The 15,697-nt window shown below is 69.0% G+C and carries 16 protein-coding genes; 7 read left to right on the top strand and 9 right to left on the bottom strand.

Annotation, left to right across the window (positions count from 1 at the left end; all coding sequences use genetic code 11):
* The first annotated feature begins 138 nt into the window (after positions 1-138).
* The gene (locus N5I32_RS11720; protein ID WP_261496064.1) at positions 139-1,581 is read left to right on the top strand and encodes a cobyric acid synthase; all 1,443 of its coding nucleotides are present in this window, start codon (positions 139-141) and stop codon (positions 1,579-1,581) included.
* Positions 1,582-1,589: 8 nt separating this feature from the next.
* On the opposite strand, the gene bluB is transcribed toward N5I32_RS11720, so the two are convergent.
* The 5 genes from bluB to N5I32_RS11745 are packed head-to-tail and all read right to left on the bottom strand — an operon-like array spanning position 1,590 to position 5,536.
* Entirely contained in the window at positions 1,590-2,213 is a 624-nt protein-coding gene (gene bluB, locus N5I32_RS11725) for a 5,6-dimethylbenzimidazole synthase (protein WP_261496065.1), read from the bottom strand.
* The gene (gene cobD / locus N5I32_RS11730) at positions 2,213-3,187 is read right to left on the bottom strand and encodes a threonine-phosphate decarboxylase CobD (RefSeq protein ID WP_261496066.1); all 975 of its coding nucleotides are present in this window, start codon (positions 3,185-3,187) and stop codon (positions 2,213-2,215) included. The genes bluB and cobD overlap by 1 nt, the downstream gene beginning before the upstream one ends.
* A complete protein-coding gene (gene cbiB, locus N5I32_RS11735) occupies positions 3,184-4,137 on the bottom strand; it encodes an adenosylcobinamide-phosphate synthase CbiB (protein ID WP_261496067.1) in 954 nt (317 codons plus the stop codon). Before cbiB ends, cobD begins: the two co-directional genes overlap by 4 nt.
* Entirely contained in the window at positions 4,134-4,961 is an 828-nt protein-coding gene (locus N5I32_RS11740) for a propanediol utilization protein (RefSeq protein WP_261496068.1), read from the bottom strand. Before N5I32_RS11740 ends, cbiB begins: the two co-directional genes overlap by 4 nt.
* Positions 4,958-5,536: a histidine phosphatase family protein gene (locus N5I32_RS11745; protein WP_261496069.1), complete on the bottom strand. Its 579-nt coding sequence runs from the start codon at positions 5,534-5,536 to the stop codon at positions 4,958-4,960. Before N5I32_RS11745 ends, N5I32_RS11740 begins: the two co-directional genes overlap by 4 nt.
* Positions 5,537-5,587: 51 nt before the next feature.
* Between N5I32_RS11745 and cobU the strand changes: the two genes are divergently transcribed.
* The 5 genes from cobU (at position 5,588) to N5I32_RS11770 (ending at position 10,767) form a co-directional block, all read left to right on the top strand.
* Positions 5,588-6,094 carry a bifunctional adenosylcobinamide kinase/adenosylcobinamide-phosphate guanylyltransferase gene (gene cobU, locus N5I32_RS11750; RefSeq protein WP_261496070.1) on the top strand — a complete coding sequence of 169 codons (507 nt, stop codon included), beginning with the start codon at positions 5,588-5,590 and terminating at the stop codon, positions 6,092-6,094.
* A 1-nt stretch (position 6,095) separates the two neighbouring features.
* Positions 6,096-7,115 carry a nicotinate-nucleotide--dimethylbenzimidazole phosphoribosyltransferase gene (gene cobT / locus N5I32_RS11755; RefSeq protein WP_261496071.1) on the top strand — a complete coding sequence of 340 codons (1,020 nt, stop codon included), beginning with the start codon at positions 6,096-6,098 and terminating at the stop codon, positions 7,113-7,115.
* Positions 7,112-7,873, top strand: a complete 762-nt coding sequence (gene cobS, locus N5I32_RS11760; protein ID WP_261496072.1) for an adenosylcobinamide-GDP ribazoletransferase — start codon at positions 7,112-7,114, stop codon at positions 7,871-7,873. Before cobT ends, cobS begins: the two co-directional genes overlap by 4 nt.
* A 123-nt stretch (positions 7,874-7,996) precedes the next feature.
* Positions 7,997-9,370: an aspartate aminotransferase family protein gene (locus N5I32_RS11765; RefSeq protein ID WP_261496073.1), complete on the top strand. Its 1,374-nt coding sequence runs from the start codon at positions 7,997-7,999 to the stop codon at positions 9,368-9,370.
* 8 nt (positions 9,371-9,378) lie between these two features.
* A complete protein-coding gene (locus N5I32_RS11770) occupies positions 9,379-10,767 on the top strand; it encodes a glutamine synthetase family protein (protein ID WP_261496074.1) in 1,389 nt (462 codons plus the stop codon).
* 70 nt (positions 10,768-10,837) lie between these two features.
* Here N5I32_RS11770 and N5I32_RS11775 read toward each other — a convergent pair whose 3' ends face one another.
* Complete coding sequence (locus N5I32_RS11775; protein WP_261496670.1) at positions 10,838-11,371, bottom strand: invasion associated locus B family protein; 534 nt, start codon at positions 11,369-11,371, stop codon at positions 10,838-10,840.
* Between the two features lie 166 nt (positions 11,372-11,537).
* Here N5I32_RS11775 and N5I32_RS11780 point away from each other — a divergent pair, with 166 nt between their 5' ends.
* Positions 11,538-12,533: an asparaginase gene (locus N5I32_RS11780; protein WP_261496075.1), complete on the top strand. Its 996-nt coding sequence runs from the start codon at positions 11,538-11,540 to the stop codon at positions 12,531-12,533.
* 64 nt (positions 12,534-12,597) lie between these two features.
* On the opposite strand, the gene N5I32_RS11785 is transcribed toward N5I32_RS11780, so the two are convergent.
* The 3 genes from N5I32_RS11785 to N5I32_RS11795 form a co-directional block, all read right to left on the bottom strand.
* Entirely contained in the window at positions 12,598-12,873 is a 276-nt protein-coding gene (locus N5I32_RS11785; protein WP_261496076.1) for an NfeD family protein, read from the bottom strand.
* Positions 12,873-13,754, bottom strand: coding sequence for an SPFH domain-containing protein (locus N5I32_RS11790; RefSeq protein WP_261496077.1), 882 nt, complete (start codon positions 13,752-13,754; stop codon positions 12,873-12,875). The genes N5I32_RS11785 and N5I32_RS11790 overlap by 1 nt, the downstream gene beginning before the upstream one ends.
* Before the next feature lie 212 nt (positions 13,755-13,966).
* Positions 13,967-15,565 carry a phosphoenolpyruvate carboxykinase gene (locus N5I32_RS11795; RefSeq protein WP_261496078.1) on the bottom strand — a complete coding sequence of 533 codons (1,599 nt, stop codon included), beginning with the start codon at positions 15,563-15,565 and terminating at the stop codon, positions 13,967-13,969.
* Positions 15,566-15,697 lie beyond the last annotated feature (132 nt).

Here is a 15,697-nt window from a genome sequence, read left to right on the forward strand (position 1 = left end):
GGACGTTGATGACGGGGGTCAACCACCGGTTCCGGTCGGGCATCACGGGCCCGGGGGGGGTGGTGTTCGGCGGGCTGGGCGGGGGGCGCCCCCCCCGGACCCCCGGGATATTTGGAAAAAGAAGAAGGAACGGGCGCGGTGAAGGCGTTGATGATCCAGGGCTGCGGCTCCAACGTGGGCAAGTCGCTTCTGGTCGCGGGGCTGGCGCGGGCCGCGCGTCGGCGCGGGATGTCGGTTGCGCCCTTCAAGCCGCAGAACATGTCGAACAATGCCGCGGTCACGGTGGACGGAGGCGAAATCGGGCGGGCGCAGGCCCTGCAGGCGCTGGCGGCGGGGCTGGAGCCGCACACCGACATGAATCCGGTCCTGCTCAAGCCCGAGACGGATACGGGCGCGCAGGTGGTGGTGCAGGGCCGGCGGGTGGCGACGGTCCGCGCGCGCGACTACGCGGCGCTGAAGCCGCAGCTGATGGCGCCTGTGCTGGAAAGCTTCAACCGCCTGAAGGCGGCCCATGACCTGATCATCGTCGAGGGCGCGGGCAGTCCCGCCGAGGTGAACCTGCGCCGGGGCGACATTGCCAACATGGGCTTTGCCCGGGCGGCGGAGGTGCCGGTGGTGCTTGCGGGCGATATCGACCGCGGCGGGATCATCGCGCAGATCGTCGGCACCCAGGCGGTGCTGGAGCCGGCCGACGCGGCGATGGTCGCGGGGTTTCTTGTCAACAAGTTCCGGGGCGATCCGGCGCTTTTCGAAGACGGGTACCGGCTGATCGAGGCGCGGACGGGCTGGCGGGGGTTCGGGGTCGTGCCCTACTTTCCGGACGCCACCAAGCTGCCGGCCGAGGATGCGCTGGACCTCGGGGCCGGTTCGGCGGGCGGGCCGCTCCGGATCGCCTGTCTTGCGCTGTCGCGCATTGCGAACTTCGATGATCTCGACCCGCTTCGGCTCGAGCCCGCGGTGAGCCTGACCATGGTCGGCGCCGGGCAGCCCGTTCCGGGCGATGCCGCTCTGGTCATCCTGCCCGGGTCCAAGTCGACGCGCGGCGATCTGGCGTTCCTGCGCGCGCAGGGCTGGGACATCGACCTTGCCGCCCATGTCCGCCGAGGGGGGCATGTGCTGGGCATCTGCGGCGGCTACCAGATGCTCGGCCGCAGCATCGCCGACCCGGAGGGGATCGAGGGGGCGCCGGGCGAGACCGCGGGCCTCGGGCTTCTGGATGTGGACACTGTCATGACGCCCGACAAGCGGCTGACCCGGACGAGGGCGGAACATGCCGTGAGCGGCGCCCCGATGGAGGGTTACGAGATCCATATCGGCCGTACCGACGGCCCGGGCCGGTCGCGGCCGTTCGCCCGGGTCGCAGGCGCGGGCGAGGGCGCGATGTCTGCCGACGGGCGGATCGCCGGGAGCTATCTGCACGGCATGTTCACGGGCGACGCCTTTCGCGCGGCGTACCTGGCCGGGTTGGGGGCGCGGTCCGAGGCAGGCTATGGCGCGGAGGTGGACAGGACGCTCGATGCGCTTGCCGACCATCTGGAGGTCCATCTCGACGTCGAGGGCCTGCTGGGGCTGGCGCGCTGAGCGCGGGCCTACCGCGTCGTCCAGAGGGTTGGCGCGTTTTCCTGCCAGCCTTCACGGTGCAGGAGCGGGATGTCATCCGTGCGGGCGGGCCAGCCCAGGCAGAGATAGGCGCTGAATTCCCACCCTGGAGGGGCGTCGAAAAGCCGCTCGATCACCGAAGGTCGAAGGATCGAGACCATGCCGAGGCCGAGGTTTTCGGCCCGCGCGGCCAGCCAGATCGTGTGCACCGCCATCGCGGTGGACTGGTGCAGCGTTTCGGGCATGGTCCGGCGCCCCAGCCCGCGCCCGGCCTCGGGCGCGGTTTCGGTGAAGATGGCGAGTTGCACGGGCGCCGCGTCGAGGCCGGCCAGCTTGAGCCTTGCATAGTCGGCGCGCGCATCATCGTCGTAGGACATGGCCGCTTCGGCGTTGCACTCCGCGAACTCGGCCCGGACGGCAGAGCGAAGCCCTGCATCCTCCACCCGCAAGACCCGCCACGGCCGGGCGTTGCCGACCGAAGGCGCGGCGCCCATCGCTTGCCTCAGGCGGTCCAGCACGTCTTCGGGGACCGGGTCGGTGCGAAAGTGGCGCACGTCGCGGCGCCAGCGCAGGATGCGGGAAAGGGTTTCGACATCGGCCGGCGTGAAGTCCATCAGGCTCCCCCGTGCGCAAGGGCATCTTCCAGCGCCGACCATTCCCCGTGCGAGCCTGGCAGCCCGAGCCGGAGCCAGCCGGCCCGATAGGGAAACGCCCGTGACCAGATCCGGGACCGTGCCAGCAGCGCCTGTGCGCGGATGGCATCGCCGGTTTCATAAAGGCGGAAGAGAGCGGTCCCGCCTTCGCATCGCCAGCCCGCGCCTTCGGCGAGGGCGTCAAGGCGAAGGACCTCGGCGGAAAGCCGCGCGGCGGTGCGGGCGGCCCAAGGCCGGTCCCGGAGGGCGGTGCAGCCCACGGCGATCGCCGCGCCCGACACCGGCCAGGGGCCGGCCATCTCGGCCAGCGCCGCGATCTCGGACCCGTCGCCCAGGATGAAACCGAGGCGCAGGCCGGCAAGGCCATAGAACTTGCCGAAGGAGCGCAGCACGATCAGGCCCTGACGGTCGGCATGCGGGGCGACCGACAGCTCGGGATAGGGGTCGGCGAAACTTTCGTCCACCACCAGCCGCTTCACCTGCCCGGCGAGCGCCAGCAAATGGTCTGGCGCCACCATGCGGCCGTCGGGGTTGTTCGGGTTGACGATGACGGCAAGATCGGCGCCGGCAAGGGCCGCGGCGCTGCCCACCTCCTCGACCTTCCAGCCGGCGGCGCGAAGGGCGGCGGCGTGCTCGTTGTAGGTGGGGGCGAGAACCCGGGCGAGGCCGGGCGGCGAGAGGCGCGGGATCATCTGGATCGCGGCCTGGGCGCCCGCGACCGGCAGGATCGCGGCGGGCGCGGCGTAGGCCTGCCGTGCCGCGTCGGCCAGCCGATCCAGCGCGTCGCGCGTCGGCAGGTCGGTCCAGGCGCCGCGCGGCAGGGGCGGCAGCGGGTAGGGAACACGGTTGATCCCGGTCGAAAGGTCGATCCAGTCGTCGCGCCGGCCGCCGAAGGTCGCCACGGCGTGATCGAGGTTGCCGCCATGATCCCTCATCCCAGGAGCGCCCCGATGGCCCAGAGGGTCACAGTCACGGCAAGGATTGCAGCAACCGCCCGGTGGAACAGGGCCAGCCCCCGCGCGAGGTCCGAGGGCAGCGGATTGCGGGCAGCGCCATTCACCCACGGCTCTTCCGCGATGCGGTCGGCGTAGACGCGCGGACCCGACAGGCGGACGTCCAGCGCGCCGGCCATCGCCGCCTCGGGCCAGCCCGCGTTCGGCGAGCGGTGGTGGCGCGCGTCGCGCAGCATGACCGCGACGGCTGCTTGCCAGCGGCCGGACACCGCCGCAAGGATAAGCCCCGTAAGCCGAGCGGGGATCAGGTTGGCCACATCGTCGATGCGTGCCGCCGCCCAGCCGAAGGCTTCGTGGCGCGGGGTGCGGTGCCCGATCATCGAATCGAGCGTGTTCACGGCCTTGTAGCCGACGATGCCGGGCAGGCCGAAGACCAGGCCCCAGAACCACGGCGCGACGACCCCGTCGGAGGCGTTCTCCGATAGGCTTTCCAGCGCGGCACGGGCCACGCCCGCCTCGTCCAGCCGGTTCGGGTCGCGCCCGACGATCATCGCGACAGCCGCCCGCGCGCCGGCGAGGTCGCCGGCCGCAAGGGGGCGGGCGACGGCGGCCACGTGGTCGTGCAGTGATCGCGTGGCCAGGAAGGGCCAGATCAGCAACCCCTCGACAACGACGCCGGCCCAGCCTGCGGGCAGAAGGCTGCGCACGACGATGGCGCACTCGACCGCGACGCCGATCACCGCCAGCGCGGCGAACAGTCCGGCGATGCGCCTCCGCCCCGCACCGGTTTCCTCAAGGTTGAGCCACCGGTCGAGCCAGTCGATCAGGCGGCCAAGCCAGGTCACCGGGTGGCCGATCGCGCGGAAGAGCGGCGCAGGCCAGCCCAGCGCCGCATCGACCAGAATGGCCACGATCATCGCACTCATCGTCATCCCCCCGGGCATCCCCCCGCGCGAAAGCGGACCAGTCCGCGAAAGCCGGCCGCGCGAAGCCGCCCCGCCCAGTCTTCCGGTACCGTCCGCGGCGCAAATAGCAGGGCGCGCGCCGCACCGGTATGGGCAATCGCATGGCCAAGGGCGCCAAGTTCGCGGGCAATCGCTTCGGTAGGGTCGGCGTCCGGCCCGCGCAGGGCCAGGGTTCGGCGGGCGGCCTCGCTGCTGAGGCCCGCAAGCGCTGTCCGGTCGCCTGCCGCTGCGGCCGACTGCCAGTGCGGCCAAAGGTCCGAGATGTCGGCGAAATCCGAGTCGCGCGGATCGGTCCTGCGCACCGGGCCGAAAAATCCTCCGACGACATCGAAGACGGGTAGCGGCGCCGTTGCCGCGACGATCTCGCCCTTTCGGGACGCCCACAAAAGCCGCTCGGGCGCATCGAACATCGTCGGGTCGCTGGCGCCTTCGCAGGCGATGCAGGCGCGGGCGAGCGTCAGCTCGTCCCCCGCCCAGCCCGCAAGCCGCGCCAGCGCGACGAGGGCCGCGGTCGAGGCGCCCGAGCCACCACCAAGCGGCATGGCGGCGCGCAGGGAAAACCGCCCGTGTCGCGGCAACTCCAGCGCCGCCAGAAGCCGCCGGGCCCGCAAAGGCGTGACAAGTCGCTGGCCGTGGCCGTGGACCTGCAGGCCGCATCCGGCACGATACCGGCCCGAAACGCCCAGAACGGGGCACGGCAGCGTGACCAGCACCACCGGACCCGAAGGCCCGAACCTCCCCTGCAGCAGTTCGCCGAAGTGACCCGTGACGCAGGTTTCGCGCCGTGTCATGCCAGGGTCCAGTTGACGGCGATCACGCTGTAGCCGCCTGCCGCAAGCGGCCGCAGCCGCGTGACGGAGAGGGGGGCAACCTCAAAGGCCAGGGCTGCGGCCACGTCGCCAAGGGCCTGCGCCAGGGCCGCGCGCACGATGCCCGCGTGGGCGACGACGGCCACCCGGCCTACGCTTGCCGCCGCAAGCTCGATGGCGGGGCCTGCGCGGGCGCAGAGATCGGCGAAGCTTTCGCCGCCCGGCGGGCGGTGTGCGGCCAGCGCCGACCCGCTCAACGGCCCCAGGTCGGGAAGGTCGGTCAGCGCGCGCCCCTCCCATTCCCCGAAATCCTGCTCCCAGAGCGCGGCATCCTCTTTCGCGCTCCGGCCCGGCCAGAGCGCATCCAGCGTTTGCCGGCATCGCAAGGCCGGGCTGACCCTCAGGTGATCCGGAACCCCCAGCATGCGGCCCAGTCGCGCGAGGTCGGCCGGTTTCCCCAGATCCGCGGGCACGTCGGTTCGCCCGCACAGACGCCCGCCAGCCAGCGCCGGTGCATGCCGTATCAGGATCAACTCTGTCGCCCGCCGGTCGCCCACCGTCGCATTCCCCCTTTCGTGCCCGGCCCGTTTCTGCTTTGAGACCGAGCCATGGGCAAGACGATACTGATCACCGGGGGCGCCCGATCGGGCAAAAGCGGCATCGCCGAGACAAAGGCGCTGAGCCTTGCGCCGCGCGCGGTCTACATCGCCACGGCCGAAGTCCGGGATCACGAGATGGCCAGCCGGGTTGCCCGGCATCAGGCGCGGCGGGGGGCGGAATGGGTGACGCATCCCGAACCCCTGGACCTTGTCGGGGCGCTGCGCGCCACCGACGGGCAGGGCCCGCGGCTTGTCGACTGCCTGACGCTCTGGCTGACCAACCTCATGCTGGGCGGCCACGACTGGCAGGCCGAGGGCCGGGCGCTTGTCGACGCCTTGCACCGGCAGGCCGACCCCGTCCTCCTTGTCACCAACGAGGTCGGCGGCGGCATCGTTCCCGACAACGCCCTTGCGCGCGAGTTTCGCGATGCGGCCGGGCTTCTCAACCAATGGGTCGCGGCGGCGGCGGATGAGGTCATCCTGGCTGTCGCGGGCCTGCCCCTGAAAGTGAAATGACATGAGCCTTCCCCCGATCGCCGCACTCGCCGATATTCCTGCCCTGGCGGATACGCTGCCCGTCGAGGACAGGGCGGCAGCCGACGCCGCCCGCGCCCGCCAGAACTCGCTGACAAAGCCGCCGGGATCGCTGGGCCGGCTGGAACAACTGGCCGAGTTCATGGCCGCCTGGCGCGGCACCGCGCGGCCCGAGATCTGGCGCGCGCAGGCGCTCGTCTTCGCGGGCAACCACGGCATCTGCGCGCAGGGCGTGAACCCCTATCCGCAGGAAGTGACCGCGCAGATGGTCGCGAATTTCGAGCGTGGGGGGGCGGCGATCAACCAGCTTTGCGCGGTCAACGGGGCTGACCTGACGGTGATCGCGCTGGAACTTGGACGCCCGACGGCGGACTTCACCGAAGGCCCGGCGATGTCGGAGACCGATTGCCTCGATGCGTTCTGGCAGGGTGCCTCGGCGGTGGACGACGGGGCGGATGTCCTTATCCTCGGCGAGATGGGGATCGGCAACTCCACCGTCGCGGCGGCCCTCGCCTCGGCCTGCTTCGGCGGGCCGGTCGCGGAATGGGTCGGGCCCGGAACCGGGTCGGACAAGGCCGGGATCAACCGGAAGGTCGACGCGATCGAACGCGGGCTGAAGCGGCACGATGCCATCCTTGGCAACCCGATGGCGGTGCTGGCGGCGCTGGGCGGGCGCGAACAGGCGGCGATCTGCGGCGCGGTTCTGGCCGCCCGCGCGGCGCGCATCCCGGTAATCCTCGACGGCTTCATCTGCACCGCCGCCGCCGCCGTCCTTTACGCCGCCGACAAGCGGCTGCTGGATCACTGCCTGGTCGGCCACGTCTCGGCCGAGCCCGGCCACCGCAAGCTGCTGGCGGCGATCCACAAGCGCCCCGTGCTCGAGTTCGACATGCGCCTCGGCGAAGGCTCCGGCGCCGCACTGGCGCTGGGCATCCTGCGTGCGGCGCTGGCCTGCCACAACGGCATGGCCACCTTCGGCGAGGCCGGGGTTTCGGGGGCATGAACGGCGGCGGCGACCCCGCCCGGCGGCGCGAGGAGCTGCGCCTGGCGCTGATGCTGCTTACGCGCCTGCCGGTCGGCCGGATCGCAGGCACCGCTCCGTCGATGGCGGCCTCGGCCTGGGCCTGGCCGATCGCCGGCCTTGTCGTCGGGTTCCTCGCGGCGCTGGCCCTTGCGCTCGCGTTGGGCGCCGGGCTGCCGCCCCTGGCCGCGGCGATCCTTGCCCTCGCGGTCTCGGCGCTGGCCACTGGGGCGATGCACGAGGACGGGCTGGCCGATCTTGCCGACGGGTTCGGCGGGGGGGCCACCCGCGACCGCAAGCTGGAGATCATGCGCGACAGCCGCATCGGCAGCTACGGAGTTGTCGCCCTGGTGCTGTCCCTGGGCTTCCGGGCTACGGCGATTGCCGCGCTCGCCCCCGCCGGTGCGGGCTGGGCGCTGGTCGCGATGGCGGCGGCCAGTCGGGCAACCATGCCTGCCGCTCTGGCCCTGATGCCGCCGGCCCGCCCGGACGGCCTTGGACGTGCCGCCGCGACGGAAGAGGTGCCCGCGCTGCCGGCCGCGGTCCTCGGGTTTGTCTGCCTGCTTCCGCTGGGTGTATTCGCAGCCCTCGCCATGGCCCTTTCGATCAGCCTTGCCGCGCTTGCCCTCGGCCTCCTCGCCCGCCGGCAGATCGGCGGGCAGACCGGCGACGTTCTGGGCGCCATGCAGCAGGCGGGGGAAATCGCGGGTTGGGCGGCGCTCATGGCCCTGTCGGTCTGACGGACCGGAATTTCATCAAACGGCGCCCGCCTCGGATTCCCGGTTTTCATGGGCCTGCCGGAATGCCCCTTTATTTTTGATCAAAATTTTGCCACAAGCGGGGCGACCTGTGAGGAGAGTCGCATGGCCCCGAAATCCGACACGATCGCCGGCGTGAACCGCGACCGCCTTCAAGCTTTCGCCGAGCGCGAGCAGCGCCGCTTTGCTCAGTCGCGTCCGAAGACGCGAAAGGCTTTGGAAAAAGGGGCGGAGACCTATCTGGACGGGGTGCCGATGCACTGGATGCGGGACTGGCCGATGCCCTTCCCGATGCTGGTCGCCGAGGCCCGCGGCGCCCGCCTGACCGACCTGGACGGCTACGGGATCGACGATTTCTGCCTGGGCGACACCGGGTCGATGTTCGGCCATTCGCCGGCCCCGGTCGCAAAGGCGATCCGCAAGCAGGCCCGGAACGGCCTGACCTACATGCTGCCGACCGAGGCCGCGCTGAAGGCCGGCCGGCTTCTGACCAACCGCTTCGGCGATTTCCGCTGGCAGATCGCCACGACGGCGACGGACGCCAACCGCTTTTCGCTCCGTGTCGCCCGGGCGGTGACCGGCAGGCCCAAGGTCCTTGTCTTCAACGGCTGCTACCACGGCACCGTCGATGACGCGATGGTCGAACTGCATGATGGCAAGACCCGGTCGCGCCCCGGCCTGGTCGGGCAGGTCACGGACCTGTCGACGCTGGCCGTTTCCTGCGAGTTCAATGATCTTTCCGGGGTCGAGGCGGCGCTGACGCGCGGCGATGTCGCGGCGATCCTGACCGAGCCCGTGATGACCAATTCCTGCATGGTCCTGCCCGCGCCGGGCTTTCACGAAGGCTTGCGCGAACTGGCCACGAAGCACGGCGCGCTTCTGATCATCGACGAGACGCACACGATCTCCTCCGGTCTTGGCGGCTATACGGCGGTGCACGGGCTCGACCCCGACATCTTCGTCGTCGGCAAGTGCGTGGCGGGGGGCATGCCCACCGCGGTCTGGGGCCTGCGTCCGAAGGTGGCCGAGGCGTTTCGCGCCTATGACAAGAAACGCGCGCCGGGCCACTCCGGCATGGGCACGACGCTTTCGGCCAACCCGATGCAGTTCGCCTGCCTGGTCGCGAACCTGTCCGAGGTGATGACCGCGAAGAACTACGCCCACATGGAAAAGGGCGCCGCGCGGCTGCACGCGGGCCTGTCGGCGGTGATCGAAAAGCACAAGGCGCCCTGGCATGTCGTCCGCGTCGGCGCGCGGGTGGAGTTCATCTGCGCCCCCGGCCCGCTGAACAACGGGAGCGAGGCGGCGGGTGCCCATGTGCACGCGGTCGAGGCGGCGGTGCACACCGGGCTTCTGAACCGCGGCTGCCTGATCGCGCCGTTCCACAACATGATGCTGGTCAGCCCCGTAACGAAGAAACGCCAGATCGACCGGCTTGTCGGCGCCTTCGACGAAATCATGACCGAACTTTTCGCCTGAGAGATACAATGACCCAGACCTGCCCCTCCGGCGCCACCCTTGCCGAGGCCGAAGCCTTTCTCGAAGCTCATCCAGAGATCGAGGCCTTCGACATCGTTCTGCACGATTCCAACGGGATCGGGCGCGGCAAGATCATCCGCCGGCACGAACTTCTGTCGGTCTACAAGTCCGGGCGCCACATGCCGATCTCGATCCTGGGGCTCGACATCTGCGGCGAGGATGTGCACGAAACCGGGCTGATCTGGGACCAGGGCGACGGCGACCTGCGCGCCTGGCCGATCCCCGGCACGCTGAAGCCGCTTCACAACACCACGCCGCCGCGGGGCGAGGTGTTCCTGTCGCTTTACGAGCTGGACGGCAAGCCGATGACCTCGGACCCGCGCCATGCGCTGCAACGTCAGGTCGATCTTCTGGCGGCCGAGGGGCTGAAGCCCGCCGCCGCGTTCGAGCTTGAGTTCTTCCTGCTGGCCAACGACCGCGGCCCGGACGGCAAGGTGCAGCCCGCGCGCGACGTGCTCGACGGCCGCCATTCCCGCAAGACCGAGGTCTATTCGGTCGATCACCTGCACGGGATGCTGCCGCTGTTTTCGGATGTCTACGCGGCGGCCGAAAAGGCGGGCATCAAGGCGGAAACGCTGATTTCCGAATATGCGCCGGGTCAGTATGAGCTGACCCTGCATTACCGCGAGGACGTGATGCAGGCGGCCGACGACCTGATCCGGCTCAAGCGGATCGTCCGCGCGCAGGCGCGGGCGCACGGGGTGACGGCGTGCTTCATGGCCAAGCCGGTCGAGGAATATGCCGGGTCCGGCATGCATTTCCACGTCTCGCTGCAAGATGAAACGGGCCGCAATGTCTTTGCCGAAAAGGACGAGGGCAAGTGGACCGAGACGATCCTGCACGCGCTGGGCGGCATGCGGGACACGATGGCTGAATCCATGCTGGTCTTTGCGCCGCACGCCAATTCCTGGCGCCGCTTCGCGAACCAGAGCTATGCTCCGGTCTCGACCAACTGGGGCGTCAACAACCGCTCGGTCGCGCTGCGCATTCCGGCGGGCGACGTGCGTGCGCGCCGGATCGAACACCGGCCATCGGGTGTGGACGCCAACCCCTATCTGGTCGCGACGACGGTTCTGGCCGCGATCCGTCACGGCCTGCGGAACCGGATCGACCCCGGCCCGGAAACCACCGGAAACGGCTACGCCGACGACGATGGCGACGCGATGCCGCGCGACTGGCGGACCGCGATCGAGGCGGCGAAGCGCTCGGCCTTCCTCAAGGATGCGCTGGGCGAGGACATGCACCGCACCTTCACGGCGGTGAAGGCGGCGGAATACGCGCGCGTCAACCGCACCGTGTCGGAACTGGACTTCGACCTCTACCTGCACACTGTCTGAGCGGGGGGCAAGAAACGGAACAAGGCCCGCTTCGCAGGAAGCGGGCCTTGTTGATCCGTGTCCGCCGGGATCAGTTCGCGCAGCGCTTGGCGGCCTCGTCCACCGTCGCCGTGAAGCCGGTCAGGGAGAAGGTGTCCTGCGTCTGCGTACCGCGGCCGGAGCGCGCCTTGACGACCGCCTTCGATCCGGCCTTCATCGCCGCGATGATCTGCGCGTCCACCTCGGCGCTGGGCGACCATGCCACCTCGGGGTCGGTCGCGCTGTTCAGGAAAAGCTCGAACGTCTTTCCGTCGACCTCGAGCGTGGGTGAGGATCCTTCGGCAAAGGGATAGCCGCCGGAAAAGGAAATCTCCCCGCTTGCCGCACCCGGATTGAAGGTCACGAACAGCAGGATGTCACCCCTGCGCACCGAAACCGGCTGGCCATCCTTGGTGTTCACCGTCTCGACCGGGGCCGACACGCTCCAGCACTGCTTAGGACTGTCGGAAACGTAGAAGCTCCAGTCCCCGTTTGCCGCTACCCGGCTGTTCGCGTCCTGCGCGCTGGCCGCGCCCGCCATCATCGTCGCTGCCGCCACGCACAGGCCGCCAAGCGTTCTTGCCATCGTGTTCACGTTTCGCCTCCTGCAGGCTCTGTTCCGCACCGCACGGCGCACTGTTCCTGCGCCTTTGCCGTGGCGGATGCCATTTCAACCCGATATGACAGCCTTAGCGCAATCCGGTCCAAGTCGCAAAGGGCCGTTGGCAGTTTTTCGCTGAGGGGAAAGTGGGATGAAGGCAGTTCCGATGGTAGAGTTCTGGCGCGGCGGACTGCTGGAGAGCCTGCACCACGGCCATGCAGTCGTCTGCGACGCCACCGGCGCGATCGTCGAGGCCTGGGGTGACGCGGATGCGGTTATCTTCCCGCGGTCGTCGTGCAAGATGCTTCAGGCGCTGCCGCTGGTCGAAAGCGGCGCGGCCGACGCACTGGGGGTGGGGCCGTCGCGGCTGGCGCTGTCCTGTGCCAGCCATCAGGCGGCGGCGGTGCATACCGACCTTGTCACCCGCTGGCTGGGCGATCTGGGCCTTGGCGACGACGACCTGCGCTGCGGGCCGCAGATGCCGCGCGATGCCGAGGCGATGAAGGAGGTGCTCTGCAAGGGCGAAAGCCCCTGCCGCATCCACAACAACTGCTCGGGCAAGCATTCGGGTTTCCTGACGCTGACCCGCCATCTGAGGGCGGGGCCGGACTATCACCTTGTCGACCATCCGGTGCAGGTCGCGGTCCGGCAGGCGTTCGAGGAGGTGACGGGCGTCGCTTCGCCCGGATACGGGATCGACGGCTGTTCGGCCCCGAACTTCGCGACGACCGTGCACGGACTTGCCCGCGCCATGGCGTTCTACGCTGCCGCGGGGGACCGTTCCGACACCCGTTCGCGGGCGGCGGCGCGTCTGGTGGCGGCGATGACGGCGTTTCCCGAACTCGTCGCGGGCGAGGGGCGCGCATGCACCAACCTGATGCGCGCCATGGGTGGCAAGGTCGCGGTCAAGACCGGGGCCGAGGCGGTCTTTGTCGCGATCCTGCCCGAGCAGCGGATGGGGATCGCGCTGAAGATCCTCGACGGGGCGGAACGCGCGTCCGAGGCGGCGATCGTCGCCCTCCTCATCCGGCTTGACGCGCTCGATCCCGGCCATCCGGTCGTCAAGCGCTACCTGACCGGGCCGCTGACCAACTACGCGGGCCTCGCGGTCGGAGAACGGCGCATTGCGCCCGGCTTTGCCGACTGACAAGACGTGACAGGGGCGGCCTGTCCACCGGACACACCGCCCCCGAAACTATCAAGGCCAACGCTCAGTTGTCGTTGATGTCCTTTTCCCAGATCTTCACCTTGCCGTGCCTGCGGGCAAAGATGGCGCGGAGCGCTGCCCAGCAGGCCAGCGACGCAAGGGCGAAGGCCAGGAGCAGCGCCGACAGCGACCCGCCCAGCATGCCGGCCCAAAGGCCGATCCCCACCACGACCGCACCGCATGCGAAGCCGAGAAAGATGAAACCGGGCAGGGCCACCTCGATGATTGCCAGCACGACGCCGGCGGTGAACCACACCCACCATTCCTGCCACAAGGCCATCAGAGTCGTCCTTTCAGCATCTTGAACGCGTCACCGAAGGCGTCCAGCGCCTGCGCCGGCACGATCACCGTCTGCTTGCCTGCACCCTGGCCGACCGCGGTCAGGGCCTCGACCTGCTTCAGCGCCACCTGATACTGCGCCGCCTCGAGCCCGTTCTGCTTGATCGCCTCGGCGATCACGCCGGTCGCATAGGCCTCGGCATCGGCAAGGATGCGGCGCGCCTTGCTTTCCTGTTCGGCCGCGTAAAGCTCCGCATCGGCGTTGAGTTCGACGGCCCGCTTCTTGCCCTCCGCCTCGGTCACCTGCGCCCGGCGCGCCCGTTCGGCGTTCAGCTGTTGCAGCATCGCGGCGCGCGTCGCCTCGTCGAGGTTGACGTCCAGGATTTCGGCGCGCGTCACCTCGATCCCCCAGTCGTCGACCATGACCGCGACCTGTTCGCGCACCTTGTGGATCAGGTCGGCGCGGTTCGACTGCACTTGGTCAAGCTCCAGCTTGCCTATCTCGCTGCGCACGATCCCTGCCACCGTGGTGGCGATGGCCGCGTCCACGTCGCGGATGCGGTAGACGGTCTTTTCCGGCTCCGTGATGCGGTAGAAGACCGAGGTTTCCACCTTGACCAGCACGTTGTCCGAGGTGATCGCATCCTGATGCGCGTTCGGCAGTTGCCGTTCGAGGACGGAGATCTTGTGCGCGATCCGGTCGAGGAAGGGCACGATGAAGTTGATGCCGGGGCCCAGAACCGCGCGCAGCCGCCCGAAGCGTTCGACCACATGCTTTTCGGACTGCGGCACGATCCGCACACCAAGGAAGATGCAAAGGATGATAAAGGCCGCAATGGCCAGAAAAACGGCGTTGCCGCCGATGAGATCGTCCGCGCGCATTCCTGATCCTCCACAATGTGTTCCGGTTGAATATGCCCGTCTCACAGGGGCGTGAAAAGACGTGATTGGGGGGAAAGCGCGGAGGGCGGTCCCCCGTGGAAGCGTTTTGACGATCACGCCCGCTGCGCGGCATGGGTGTTCCAGACGGGTGAGGCAGCCAAAGCGAAAAGGGCCGCGCATGGCGCGGCCCTTCGTGCGGTTACCTTGCTGGCTCAGCCGATCGCGGCGGCCTTCACCTCGGCGTCGATGTAGGGGACGTACTGAGCGAAGTTGTTCGCGAACATGCCGACAAGCTTGCGCGCCTGCGCCTCGTAGGCGGCGGCGTCCGCCCAGGTCCGGCGCGGGTCGAGCAGGGTCGCGTCGACCCCCGGCACGGCGACGGGCACATCGAATCCGAAATTCGGGTCCTTGCGGAACTCGACGGCGTTCAGCGACCCGTCAAGTGCTGCGGTCAGCAGCGCGCGCGTCGCCCGGATCGGCATGCGCCGGCCGGTGCCGTAGGCGCCGCCCGTCCAACCGGTGTTGACCAGCCAGCAGGTCGCGCCGTGCCGCGCGATCTGATCCTGCAGCAGCTTGCCGTAGACTTCCGGGCGCCGCGGCATGAAGGGCGCGCCGAAGCAGGTGGAGAAGGTGGGAAGCGGCTCGACAACCCCCACCTCGGTGCCCGGCGTCTTCGAGGTGAAGCCCGAAAGGAAATGGTACATCGCCTGCGCCGGCGTCAGCCGCGCGATCGGCGGCAGCACCCCGTAGGCGTCGCAGGTCAGCATGATCACGTTCTTCGGATGCCCGCCAAGCCCCGTGTGCGAGGCGTTGGAGATATACTCCAGCGGGTAGGCACAGCGCATGTTGTCGGTGATCGAATTGTCCTCGAAATCAATCTCGAACGTCTCCGGATCGAAGATCATGTTCTCGATCACGGTGCCGAACTTCTCGGTCGTGGCGTGAATCTCCGGCTCCGCCTCGGCCGACAGGTTGATCGTCTTGGCATAGCAGCCGCCTTCGAAGTTGAAGGTGCCGCGATCCGACCAGCCGTGTTCGTCGTCCCCGATCAGCGTGCGCGACGGGTCGGCCGAAAGCGTGGTCTTGCCGGTGCCCGAAAGGCCGAAGAACACCGCGGTATCGTCCGGATTTCCGATCGCGTGGTTGGCCGAGCAGTGCATCGACATCACGCCCTTGCCGGGCAGGATGTAGTTCAGGAGCGTGAAGACAGACTTCTTGTTCTCGCCCGCGTACGCAGTGTTTCCGATCAGGATCAGCTTCTTGTCGAAGTTGAGCGCGATCACCGTCTCGGACCGGCAGCCGTGACGCTCGGGGTCGGCCTTGAACGAGGGGCAGTTGATGATGGTGAATTCGGGGATGAAGTCGTCCAGTTCGTCCCGCGTCGGGCGGCGCAGCAGATGGCGGATGAAGAGCCCATGCCAGGCCAGTTCCGTCACCACGCGCACGTCCAGCCGGTGTTCGGGGTCGGCACCGCCGAACAGGTCCTGAACGAAATAATCGCGCCCCTTCATGTGCGCGATCATGTCCTCATGCAGCCGGTCGAACGCCTCAGGCGACATCGGCTTGTTGTTGTCCCACCAGATCGTGTCCTCGACCGACGGGGTGCGGACAACGAACTTGTCCTTGGGGGAACGGCCGGTGTGCTTGCCGGTGGTGACAAGGAACGTCCCACCCTTGCCCAGCGTGCCCTCGCCACGTTTCAGCGCCGCCTCGATCAGCGCGGGCTCCAACAGGTTGTAATAGACAGAGCCGAGCCCCGCGATACCTTGATCTTCCAATCGGTGCGAGGGGTTTACCCGTCCTGTCGTCATCTGTCGCTCCTGGTGCCGGCTTGCGGCGTCTGATCGTCCCAGCAGGCGCGCCCGGGCCGTTTCCGGCAGCGCGCGCCGGGCCTGCCGCGGCCCGGCAAGGCCCCTATAACACGAGCTTGAAAGCAGGAACCA

The sequence above is a fragment of the Albidovulum sediminis genome (genome assembly GCF_025380365.1).
Classification (GTDB): Bacteria; Pseudomonadota; Alphaproteobacteria; order Rhodobacterales; family Rhodobacteraceae; genus Albidovulum; species Albidovulum sediminis.

What these genes read in the sequence shown, in the direction of transcription:
- bluB (WP_261496065.1), bottom strand. Translation starts at nt 2,213, where the DNA reads ATGGACTTCACGCCGGCCGATGTCGAAACCCTTTCCCGCATCCTGCGC.
- cobD (WP_261496066.1), bottom strand. Translation starts at nt 3,187, where the DNA reads ATGAGGGATCATGGCGGCAACCTCGATCACGCCGTGGCGACCTTCGGC.
- cbiB (WP_261496067.1), bottom strand. Translation starts at nt 4,137, where the DNA reads ATGACGATGAGTGCGATGATCGTGGCCATTCTGGTCGATGCGGCGCTG.
- N5I32_RS11740 (WP_261496068.1), bottom strand. Translation starts at nt 4,961, where the DNA reads ATGACACGGCGCGAAACCTGCGTCACGGGTCACTTCGGCGAACTGCTG.
- cobU (WP_261496070.1), top strand. Translation starts at nt 5,588, where the DNA reads ATGGGCAAGACGATACTGATCACCGGGGGCGCCCGATCGGGCAAAAGC.
- cobT (WP_261496071.1), top strand. Translation starts at nt 6,096, where the DNA reads ATGAGCCTTCCCCCGATCGCCGCACTCGCCGATATTCCTGCCCTGGCG.
- cobS (WP_261496072.1), top strand. Translation starts at nt 7,112, where the DNA reads ATGAACGGCGGCGGCGACCCCGCCCGGCGGCGCGAGGAGCTGCGCCTG.
- N5I32_RS11765 (WP_261496073.1), top strand. Translation starts at nt 7,997, where the DNA reads ATGGCCCCGAAATCCGACACGATCGCCGGCGTGAACCGCGACCGCCTT.
- N5I32_RS11770 (WP_261496074.1), top strand. Translation starts at nt 9,379, where the DNA reads ATGACCCAGACCTGCCCCTCCGGCGCCACCCTTGCCGAGGCCGAAGCC.
- N5I32_RS11775 (WP_261496670.1), bottom strand. Translation starts at nt 11,371, where the DNA reads ATGGCAAGAACGCTTGGCGGCCTGTGCGTGGCGGCAGCGACGATGATG.
- N5I32_RS11780 (WP_261496075.1), top strand. Translation starts at nt 11,538, where the DNA reads ATGAAGGCAGTTCCGATGGTAGAGTTCTGGCGCGGCGGACTGCTGGAG.
- N5I32_RS11785 (WP_261496076.1), bottom strand. Translation starts at nt 12,873, where the DNA reads ATGGCCTTGTGGCAGGAATGGTGGGTGTGGTTCACCGCCGGCGTCGTG.
- N5I32_RS11790 (WP_261496077.1), bottom strand. Translation starts at nt 13,754, where the DNA reads ATGCGCGCGGACGATCTCATCGGCGGCAACGCCGTTTTTCTGGCCATT.
- N5I32_RS11795 (WP_261496078.1), bottom strand. Translation starts at nt 15,565, where the DNA reads ATGACGACAGGACGGGTAAACCCCTCGCACCGATTGGAAGATCAAGGT.